Origin of the sequence: Pseudomonas sp. KCJK9111 (assembly GCF_046231935.1) — a bacterium.
GTDB classification, from domain to species: domain Bacteria; phylum Pseudomonadota; class Gammaproteobacteria; order Pseudomonadales; family Pseudomonadaceae; genus Aquipseudomonas; species Aquipseudomonas parafulva_B.
Genome location: NZ_JBJJMO010000030.1, coordinates 39,494 through 49,543 on the forward strand (window position 1 = coordinate 39,494; position 10,050 = coordinate 49,543).

The window sequence follows — 10,050 nt, forward strand, 5'->3', positions numbered from 1 at the left end:
ATCTGGAAGGCGGGCCGACCTCTACAATTGATTCGCTGCCGCATGACCCTGGCTTGCCGCACGTATGCCCGCGTACCGGCAAGCAGTCGTGGTGGGCAAGCTCAACCTGCACAAGGACCTGCAGCACGAACCACCCAGGTTGCTTTACATTCACCCTGCTCAGTTAAATCAGTCCAGCTGTCGAGCCCTCAGCGCCTGCGCCAGCATGTCAATGAAGGCCCGGACCTTGGCTGAACCGTACTTGCTCTCCCGGTGCAATATATGGATTGGCCAAGGCGCCTCTTCGTAATCGGCCAGAACCACCTGCAGCTGCCCGCTGGCCAGTTCATCCGCGACCTGATACGACAGCAGGCGAGCAATGCCCAACCCGCAGCTGGCCGCAGCGATGGCGCCGTCATTGCTGGTCACAGTCAAGCGGGGTTTCATGCGCACCAAGGTCGGTTCACCGATTACTCCGAAACGCCAGCCGGCTCGCGGCGACAGGTTGGTGGTACCAATCACTGCATGCTCCGCCAGGTCGGACGGGTGCTTTGGCACGCCATGACGCGCCAGATATTCGGGAGAGGCGCACAGCATGCGTCGGACCCTGCCCACCCGCAGTGCTTTGAGCCCGGAGTCGGGCAAGGGCCCGATACGAACGGCCACATCCATGCCCTCTTCGACCATGTTCACGATGCGGTCGAGGAAGTAGGCGGAGACGTCAACCTCGGGGTACTGCTGCAGGTAGCGGACGATGCACGGCATGACGAACTTCTTGCCAAACAAGATGGGCGCAGTAACGGCCAGGTCGCCCTTGGGGGTGGCGTTGATGCCGGCAGCGGCTTCGTTGGCCTCATGGATGCTAGCAAGAATGTGCCGGGTGTCCTCCAGGTAGCGGCCGCCGGCTTCGGTCAGGCGCACACTGCGCGTAGTACGCAGCGCCAGCTTGACCCCGAGTTGTTCTTCCAGGGCGACAACAGCACGGGTGACGGCCGCCGGGGAGATATCCAGGCGCCGGGCAGCGGCGGCGAAGCTTTCCAGTTCGCCAACGGCGACGAACACCTTCATCAGGTGGATCTGGTCCATGCGGGCTCCTGGGGGCGGGAATGCGGGCATTATGGTTGATTCGAGGCGCTGGTGCTGCCTGTTCTGGCCGATCAGATATCAAGCATCAGCGCCTGCCCCGGCTCATCCATGTTCGCTGGCACCGCACAACAGATCAGCGCGGTCCCGCTCTCCGGCATTTCGGCCGGGAGGTTAGGGTAATGCACCTGGCCACTGAGCAACCGCGTTTTGCAGGTGCCGCAGGTTCCACCCCGGCAACTGAATTCCGGCGACAGGCCATGTGCTTCGGCCAGCTCCAGCAGTGTGCCGCTGGAGGGTGACCACTGTGCCTGCTTAGCTGATGCTGCAAAATGCACCGCCACTGGCTCGCTGGCAGCAGGCGGCTGCTGCAGCGTCGGCTGGCCGGCGTCGAGGTGGCGGCGAAGGCTTGACGGGCCGAACGCTTCGGCATGAATCCGCGCGTCCGGCACATGCAGGCCACGCAGCCCCTGGTAGAAGCCCTGGGTGAAGTTGCCTGGGCCACACAGGTAGAAGTCGTAGTCATCGAGTGTCAGTGTGGCTTTGACGTGCTCGATACCCAGCCGGCCGGCAAACTGATAATCACGGCCTGGCTGGGCGTGGTCTTCGGGTTGGCTCAGGGCGCGGTACACGTGCAGCAGCCCTGCGGCGTGATGTTGCAAGTGGGCCAGTTCCTTGTGGAATGCCAGATCAGCCAAGCTACGGGCACCTTGGAAAAGATGAATGACCCGAGCCTGCCCCTGCTTCAACTGCTCGCGCAACATGGCCAGCAAAGGCGTGATACCCACGCCAGCGCCAATCAGTACCAGCGGCCGGGTGCTGTTCAAATCGAGCGTGAAACTGCCTACGGGCGGGCGCACCTGCAGTACATCGCCTGCCACGACGCGCTCATGCAAATATCGCGAAGCGGGCCCCTGGGCTTTGACGCTGATACGCACATGGCCGTCGGAGGGTGCGCTGGACAGGCTGTAGGTGCGGATCAGAGGTTTATGCGGGTCCAGCGGGATTTGCACGGGCACATGTTGCCCTGGCGCGAACGCCACTGCGGTAGCGCCAGGTGGCTCAAGGTAGAACGAGCGGATATCACGGCTTTCCTGCTCTACCCGCAGCACGCGCCAGGGTTGCCATTGCGCCTGTTGCGAAGGTTGCGAAAGGCGGGGCCAGGTGCCGGTCGCCAACGTGGTTGGCGCGTAGTCCTTGAATGCCCAACGCAGGCCCACTGCGCCCGGACGCCGTACCACCTGCTCGACTTCCAGCGTCCATAGACGCTCGGCGCCTTCGAACAGGGAAGTGTCGGGGCTGTCCAGCACCAGCTCGGCACGCCCATACAGTTGCAGCACGTTGCCGTTGCTGAAGTCGATGAACAATAGCCCAGCCCGGGGGTTTGCCAGCAGGTTGCCCAGGGTATTGAAGTGCAGGTTCCCGGCGTAATCGGGGATGGTCAGGAGGCTGCCTTCAACCCTGACGAAGCCGGGTCGTCCACCACGGTGGGAGACGTCCACCGCTCGCTGGCCGTCGGCGTGCTCGACATAACTGGCGACGAAGAAGGTATCGGCTGCCTGGATCAGGCTGACGGCGTCGGTATCCAGCGCTGTGGAATCGACGCGCCCCTGGGGCAGTTGCGCAACCCGGGTGTAGTCGCGCCGTTGGATGTATTGCGGGCAGTTGCCGAATGACTGAGCCACGGTCACGTGCAACTGCCCCTGGGTGGCCTGTTGGATGTGGCCGTTGAGGCGATTTCGCCGACGGGTGTGCAGTTCGATACCCAGCAGACCGACTGCCTGCCCGTCGGCCAGCCCTGGCGTCGCCGGATCGTCGGCTGGCGGTTGGGTATCGATTATCAGCTCACGTGGATGGGGCGAGCGGATGAAACCTTCCGGTCCCTCCAGTAAGGTCGCCCATGGACGGCCCTGCGAGTCCACGCTGGCGGCAACAATGAACGGCAGCTGGTGGTAGAAGGTGCGGTGCTGATCGGGCATGTAGTCGCGAATGACCTTATGCCCCACCGCCTCCATGCGCGCTGCAACACCCACCTTTTCCTGCAGGGTTTTCTCGCCTGGGTGCCAAGGCGATGGGCGATGGCCGAGTGTGTGCTGCATGGCGACGTCCTCCGGGCGGCAAGGTGTCAGGCGTTGTTCTGCAGCCCGATCTGAGTACGTGGCATGGCCACGAAGCCGGGCAACGCTTCGATGCGCATCAGCCAGTCGCGCACATTGGCGTAGGGCTCCAGCGAGACATTGCCTTCAGGTGCGTGGGCGATGTACGAGTAGTTGGCGATATCGGCGATGGTTGGCGTATGGCCTGCCAGGAACGGTCTTTTGGCCAACTCGGTATCGATCACCTTGAGCAGCGCATGGGCGCGAGCAATGACCTCGTCGGTATTGAATGCCGCGCCGAATACGGTTACCAGCCGTGCGGCGGCCGGACCGAAGGCCAGCGGGCCGGCCGCTACCGATAACCAGCGTTGCACAGCAGCCGCTGCCACTGGATCTTCGGGCAGCCATGCACCGTTGTCGTATTTCTTGGCCAGGTACACCAGGATGGCGTTGGAATCAGCGATCACCGTACCGTTGTCATCGATCACCGGCACCTGACCGAAAGGGTTCAGGGCCAGGAACTCGGGTTGCTTGTGCGCACCTGCTGCCAGGTCCACGAAAACCAGTTCGGTGGGCAACGCAAGCAGAGAAAGCATGAGCTCGATGCGGTGCGCGTGACCGGACTTGGGGAAGTTGTAGAGCTTTATTGGATTGGACATTGGCATGGCTCCTGGTCAGCGCCGGCATAGCGCTGGTGGAGCCATACTGCATGTATCGACGTAGAAGCAGAATCAGCGCCTGGAGCAAGCCTCAATTTCGCTGATCGAAACAATGGGCCTCCGTGGCGCTCGCGACAGAAGGTGATTGGAGGTAGAGCCTGTGCTGAGCCTCTACAACGTGGAGAACTGTGGCACCGTATGGCTGCTCGGACCCCAATGCGCTCAGTTCACCAAATTCGCGGGCCTTGATGGCCTTACCGCTGCTTTGAATGGAAGCGATAGAGCTGGCGAACGGCATCGATGACTTGGGGCACGCACTGCTGGATATCCTGTTCGGACATCTGATCCAATAGCTCGACGTTATCTTCCAGCCCATGTAGCGAGATAGTCTTGAGCAGCGCATCCTGTTCTGGAGGCAGGGCAGCCCAACCAGCGACTTGAGTGCCGCGCATGTAGCCAAAGCACCACTCCTCCATGACGACTTCGGTACCCTGATCGCCCTCGCCTTGCTCGAAAAGCGGTTCGAAGCCATCAACATCGTCTTCCAGGTCTTCGGCAACCTGACCGGCGTAGCGCAACATCAATGCCGTATAGGCCTCTTCGTCAGCAGGCTTCTTGAACTTGGGAACGTGACCGCCGGCTACCGCTGGCAGCCATTCCATAGGCTGGACGGTATTGGGTGAGCTGGCCAGGGCGGTGAAGAAGCCGTTGAGCTCTGCCAGATTGATGACCGAGTAGTCATTGCCGTAGACGATCAACATGTCTTCAAGGCGATTGAGCTCTTTTTCGGTAAGCGTGGGGAGCATGTACAGATATTCCTGGCAAGTGAGACGTAGTGGGTACACTAACATAGCCCTTCGTTAGAGAGACCCACTCAATCATTGTATGGCCGACGCTGGATTCACTCTAACCAGCTTTCCAGACGATGCTGGTTGTTACTTGCGCACAAGAGCCATAGAAGGATCCGACACTTGCGCGGACAAAGTCGGCCTGCCATGTGGATGCCTTTTGCTTGCAGGTCGATCTCACCCCCGACAAATCCATAAGATCCTCGCGCCGTTGAACCACTTCCGGTGCGGGTGGCAACAATTACCGGCAGCATGGGTGCGATACGTCCCAAGGCTGCTGACCAGCTCTCGGATACATGACCCGCGCCGAAGCCGGCGATTACCAATCCTTCGTATTTAAGCTCCTTAACGGCCAGCAGAAGGTCTACATCAGCACCTAGACATGATTCAAGCAACGCAACCCTGTGATCATCACGAATAGGTAACGGCAATGCTTCGGTTCGCTTGATGTCATGATGGTAGAGCACAGCCCCCTCAATCAACACCCCCAGCGGGCCGTACCCAGGGGAATTGAAGGCCGATGCGGATAAGCTTGCTGTCTTACGGACTCGAGACGCGGCATGAACCTGATCCCCCATCACCACCAACACACCGCGGCCGCGACTGTCATCGGCCAGGGCAACCTGTGCTGCAGCAAGAAGGTTGGCAGGTCCATCATGACCAGGCTGGCTGGCAGATCGCATTGCCCCTGTCATGACCACTGGCGCATCAAATGGCCAAATCAGGTCAAGAAAATATGCCGTCTCCTCCAGACTATCGGTGCCTTGGGTCATTACAATCGCTACAGCACCGGCTTCTATCTGTGATTTAGCCCACGCAAAGACCTCGAGCAAGGATGAAAAACTCAACGAGGCACTTGGCAGAAGCGCCAACGTCTCTACAATAAGCAAGGCCATGGTTCGCAACTCAGGCACTTGCGCCACTTGCATCTCGCAACCAAGCGCAGGTTTGACACCACGTACCAGCGAATCACTTTTCATACTGACAGTGCCGCCTAGGCTGGCAATCGCAAGCGTGGGTAATTTTTTCTGCGCAGTCATAGTCCACCCCCTGCAATCAGCCCGACAAGTGGCACAATTGTTAGAACGCCAATGGCCATGGACGCAACGTTGCCAACGTAGCCATGCACGTATGCTGGCAGTCGCTGGGTAATTGCGACAGCCAAAGGGGGTGTGGTGAGGGCCCCCAAGACTGAACTGGCGACTACCACCTGCCAACTGCCACCGTGTACAAGGACAGCCGCCGGCACGATCGATACGATTGGGATGTAGGTGGGATACCAGCCTCGCACTCGCCACTCTCCTCGCCAGGATATCACTCCTATAAGCGAGGCCAATGCTTGACCCGCGATGATAGGCACCAGAAGCATGGACCCGTATACAGGCGCCCCAGGCGCAAGTACGTAAGCTGCACCAACGCCCAGCAGTAGCCCAAGGCTAGCCAGTTCGTTACCAAAAAAGGGGGCTTCGGTGAAGTCTGCAAGTACGCGGCGCATCACCCATAGTATTCCGTAGTCAGGTTGGCGGGCCTGTGTACGGGGAGCCGGCAGTGGCACAGACCGTACGAGTAAAGGAAATCGCTTGCACAGGATGAATGCCAGGATACTCGCCACGGCCATACCACTCACGTTACCTACAACAGGCGGTAAATCCAGTGGATAGCATATGTAATTGACCATCAACAGGCTCGCCGGCGTCACAAGCACGGCACCGAGAACTGCTCCACTGATTGCTACCTGCCAGCCGCCCCCATACAGAAGCACCATTGCTGCCGGCAGAGATACAAAGGCAACGAAAGTGGGTTGCCAGATGCCGGCGGTGAGCGTCCACCCCCACAGTAGATGGCTCAACAACAAGCCAAACAATGAACTGACAAACACCCAAGGCCACAGTCCACTTCCATAGCAAATGGCAAAGCCCTGCCAGCGATAACCACGCAGACCTGCCCAGTGCGCGAGGCATGCACCAATCAGCAAGCCAAGCGCCGGCAGTTCGTGCTTGTAAAATACGACTTCGCTGATATCACCCGCTATCCATCGCAGTCGGCTGAGTGGTTGTTCGAGGGTTGCAGTCAGCTGGCCGTAATCGAGCCACTGGTTCGCTACCAGTGCTGTAGCCAAAAGTACCGATAGCCCGACAAGTACAGAGAGCGCCGCGCGCTGAGAATGCATGAGTTGAACAGGGTTCATGTCTTCTCCTCACCTGGGCATAGCTGCGTGTAAACGATAACCAAGCGTTTCGTCGTACAAGTCGGTCCGCCGGTCACGCGGGAGATCGTTAAGACTGCTCCAAATTGGCGCGGAGCGTGCGCTGCTCAGGTCAATGTCAGCGTAGAGAATGGTCTGCTCTTCCGGGCTTGCTACTTCACCAATCGGCCAGCCATGGGTTCCGACAATCATCGAGCAACCTAGGAATCGCCCTCCGCGTTCGCTTCCGACACGATTGGCCGCAGCGATGTAGATATTATTCACGTGCGCAGCTGTCATGGTCAGGTAATTGGCCATACAGCGGTCTGATGCATCGAAGAGAGGCGGCGGTGTCCAGACCCAATTATTGAGGCTGCAGATAAGGTCTACGCCCTGAGCAGCCATGACGCGCGGCACTTCCGGAAACCAGATATCCCAGCAAATCAGCAAACCTATCCGTCCAAGCGGCGTCTCGAATACTGGAAGCCCGAGATCACCGGGAGTGAACCATAACTTTTCCTGATTCCACAAATGCGTTTTTCGATAATGACCCAGTAATCCGTCAGGTCCCAGTAGAACCGCGCTGTTGTATAGTTTCATCCCCTCCTGTTCGACGAAACCAGCTACCACATACACGTTGTAGTCCCTGGCTACCTCCGCCCATGCAGCAACACTGGACCCGTCTCGCAGCGTCTCCGCATGGGCGTAGGCCTCAGCGCGGGAATTGAAGGTGTATCCGGTACTAGCGAGCTCCGGTAGCACGATTATGTTCGCTCCGGCTCTGATCGCTTTACGAGCAAACGCTAGTGTTTTAGTAAGGTTAGCGCTGCGGTGTTCAAGGCCGACCTGAGGGTCGGATTGAACTACAGCAATGCGCACAGGGCTTATGGACGTGCGGGTATCTGGCATGACAGCCTCCTTCTTGTGATTATTTTCGAAGGAGGCCAGTAGAGCGGTGTTTGATCTAGCGTTTAAAGCCAGGTAATTCCTACTAGGCTGTAGGATCAGGATGGTGGTTGTGTAGGATTTTTCGCGGCACTACTTCTTCGCGCCGTTTTAACTCTCTACCTGATAGTGAGGGTAGTAATTGAGAGTGAATCCACCGTTGAATACAGCTGATGTGCGATCGCAAATATTAATAACTGCATCCAGGGCTGTACGCAGGCAGGGCTCCGTCCAGCCAGCATCTACAGAGAATGATTCACCTGCCAAATATAATCCAGAATGAACACTGATATCGCGATTGTACTTCATCAAACCAACGGCGTCATAGTAGGTGCCGGCCCGGTATAGTTTGGCACAACCGAGCGCGTTACTGTCTGTTATCCAACGCTGAACTTGAACGTTTTGACGATCAATGTAGGGCGAAATAGGGTGGGCCACGTTAGAGCAGCGCAGAAGGATACGATCTAGCTCGGACAGGCACTTATCAACCAGTTCATTGTCAGAAAACGATGCCAGCTTCGTCGCATCGTCCTCCCATGTGTAACTAAGCAGAATACAATCGTCAGGATAGTGTTCATTGTAGCGATAGGCGTATACATCATGTACAAAACTATCGGTCACCAGAATTTGAGGAATAGATGATTGGCTGCTTAGAAAGCTCTTTTTCAACGGGGCATAAACCTTACAGCTCGTCTCCCAATGAGCATGTTTCCAGGCATCTATAATCCTTTGAGGCAGCATATCCTGAGTGAAGCCGCTTAGGTTCATATTGGTTTCGATGAGCCAGGAAGGAGTAGTCAAGATGACAGCATCGTAGTCCTCGTACACCAATTTGCTCGTTTCGGGGTCGCTGCGTAGCCATTTGTACCCAACTTGAATACGACCACTCTCTAACTTCCGTAGTGAGAAAACGGAGCTGTCGGTCAGTAACCCATCCGGCCGCTGAACGAGATGCTCATAAAGTGATATGCCTCGTTCAGCGATGCTCATGAACATTAGGCTCTCATCTAAGGCAGCCAAACCGATGTAGCACGGACCTTGAAAACCTATGCCCTTGCTGTCCGGCACTTTCTCTACTCCAAGATACGGTGCCGCGTAGGGTTCACCCTGCCCATCCACGCGGCCGTGTACCAACTGTAGATGGCTACTGAACCCAAATAGTGCTGTACGCAGCGGGTACAAGCAGCATACATCGTAGAAGGCACCCCAACTGCCATCGCCTATACCGATGGAATAGAAAATGGCGGACTCATCGGGACTCATGCCCAACCCGCCGAAGTCACCTGGAATTGCGGGATCCCATGTGTTCACCTCAGGCAGCTTAACAAGATCTCTGAAAGACATCTGATGGTAGCGCTCAACGATTGCAGACCATGCCTCAGGCCACTCGCGTGTTCCGTAGATCGAAGCGATATGAGCGGCGAAGCGCTGAGCAAATCGTTGCCATTTACCGAAGACCCGCTGAAGCATGATTCCCGGTGGAGGCGATGCCCCTTCGGGGTTTTTCCAAATCAGAAGCTTAGGGTCATCTTCTGCATCGAGTTGGCCATCTCGCAAATAGATTCCGGTTGCATTAACCCAAGGCGTCCCAGGGTTTGGAAAAGGAGATAGACGCAACTCGAATAGACTGGCGTAGTAAGCCAGAAGGGAGCGTCCTTGTTGAGGGGGCTCGCCCGTTCTGTTGAAAAATGGCATACGCATAGCGCCCATTTCAAACGGCGTATTCTGTGCCTTACGATCACTAGCGCGATTGGCAATCGTCAGATGGCGGCCACCTACACGATCGGACTGCTCAATCACAGTCACTCGTTCAAAACCACAGCGAAGCAACTCGCGTGCTGCAGTCAGCCCGGTAACACCGCCGCCAACGATACAAATGCGATATGTCGATTGAGTTGCTTGAGCCACGCCACCCTGCTGCTCAACTAAGCGACGATAGTCAAAGCAGAGATCAGGCGGATTAGGAAAACGTGCCGCCCATGGTTCAATACTGAGAGATGGGTCTATATCTAGATCTGCAGGATGATTATGTGTTGAGCCGATAGTCATTGCTGGACACTCTCCTTGTTAGAGAGCGGAGGATGATCGTTCTGCTCAGCCATGCGGCGTTAACTAAATACAGCATCCTGCTCATAGGTTAGCGAAGCCGGCATGATGCGTCTGTATGTTCACAACGGCGGCTACACTCATCTGCAGTTGTAGGGTCGTCCAGATGGAAAGGGAGTTAGTCAGAGCATCAAAATATATCAATGCAA

Annotated in this window: 8 protein-coding genes; all 8 read right to left on the reverse strand. The window is 57.2% G+C overall.

Translation table 11 applies throughout. The annotated features are described in order from the left end of the window. Positions 1-168 precede the first annotated feature (168 nt). Positions 169-1,065 (reverse strand): LysR family transcriptional regulator, encoded by an 897-nt coding sequence (locus ACK59L_RS12170; protein ID WP_167339917.1) that lies wholly within the window; start codon positions 1,063-1,065, stop codon positions 169-171. A 71-nt stretch (positions 1,066-1,136) separates the two neighbouring features. Further along, complete coding sequence (locus ACK59L_RS12175) at positions 1,137-3,161, reverse strand: pyridoxamine 5'-phosphate oxidase family protein (protein ID WP_409273842.1); 2,025 nt, start codon at positions 3,159-3,161, stop codon at positions 1,137-1,139. Positions 3,162-3,187: 26 nt separating this feature from the next. Continuing rightward, positions 3,188-3,817 carry a glutathione S-transferase family protein gene (locus tag ACK59L_RS12180; RefSeq protein WP_058638535.1) on the reverse strand — a complete coding sequence of 210 codons (630 nt, stop codon included), beginning with the start codon at positions 3,815-3,817 and terminating at the stop codon, positions 3,188-3,190. 254 nt (positions 3,818-4,071) lie between these two features. After that, positions 4,072-4,623 (reverse strand): UPF0149 family protein, encoded by a 552-nt coding sequence (locus ACK59L_RS12185; protein ID WP_409273845.1) that lies wholly within the window; start codon positions 4,621-4,623, stop codon positions 4,072-4,074. A 95-nt stretch (positions 4,624-4,718) separates the two neighbouring features. Beyond that, positions 4,719-5,705 carry an asparaginase gene (locus tag ACK59L_RS12190; protein WP_409273847.1) on the reverse strand — a complete coding sequence of 329 codons (987 nt, stop codon included), beginning with the start codon at positions 5,703-5,705 and terminating at the stop codon, positions 4,719-4,721. Then, positions 5,702-6,853 carry a hypothetical protein gene (locus ACK59L_RS12195; RefSeq protein ID WP_409273849.1) on the reverse strand — a complete coding sequence of 384 codons (1,152 nt, stop codon included), beginning with the start codon at positions 6,851-6,853 and terminating at the stop codon, positions 5,702-5,704. Before ACK59L_RS12195 ends, ACK59L_RS12190 begins: the two co-directional genes overlap by 4 nt. A 9-nt stretch (positions 6,854-6,862) precedes the next feature. Next, entirely contained in the window at positions 6,863-7,759 is an 897-nt protein-coding gene (locus ACK59L_RS12200) for a nitrilase family protein (protein WP_409273851.1), read from the reverse strand. A gap of 147 nt (positions 7,760-7,906) precedes the next feature. Next, a complete protein-coding gene (locus ACK59L_RS12205) occupies positions 7,907-9,844 on the reverse strand; it encodes a flavin monoamine oxidase family protein (protein ID WP_409273853.1) in 1,938 nt (645 codons plus the stop codon). Between the last annotated feature and the right edge of the window lie 206 nt (positions 9,845-10,050).

Coding starts and splice junctions, on each gene's coding strand:
- ACK59L_RS12205 (WP_409273853.1), bottom strand. CDS start 9,844: ATGACTATCGGCTCAACACATAATCATCCTGCAGATCTAGATATAGAC.
- ACK59L_RS12170 (WP_167339917.1), bottom strand. CDS start 1,065: ATGGACCAGATCCACCTGATGAAGGTGTTCGTCGCCGTTGGCGAACTG.
- ACK59L_RS12200 (WP_409273851.1), bottom strand. CDS start 7,759: ATGCCAGATACCCGCACGTCCATAAGCCCTGTGCGCATTGCTGTAGTT.
- ACK59L_RS12175 (WP_409273842.1), bottom strand. CDS start 3,161: ATGCAGCACACACTCGGCCATCGCCCATCGCCTTGGCACCCAGGCGAG.
- ACK59L_RS12180 (WP_058638535.1), bottom strand. CDS start 3,817: ATGTCCAATCCAATAAAGCTCTACAACTTCCCCAAGTCCGGTCACGCG.
- ACK59L_RS12190 (WP_409273847.1), bottom strand. CDS start 5,705: ATGACTGCGCAGAAAAAATTACCCACGCTTGCGATTGCCAGCCTAGGC.
- ACK59L_RS12185 (WP_409273845.1), bottom strand. CDS start 4,623: ATGCTCCCCACGCTTACCGAAAAAGAGCTCAATCGCCTTGAAGACATG.
- ACK59L_RS12195 (WP_409273849.1), bottom strand. CDS start 6,853: ATGAACCCTGTTCAACTCATGCATTCTCAGCGCGCGGCGCTCTCTGTA.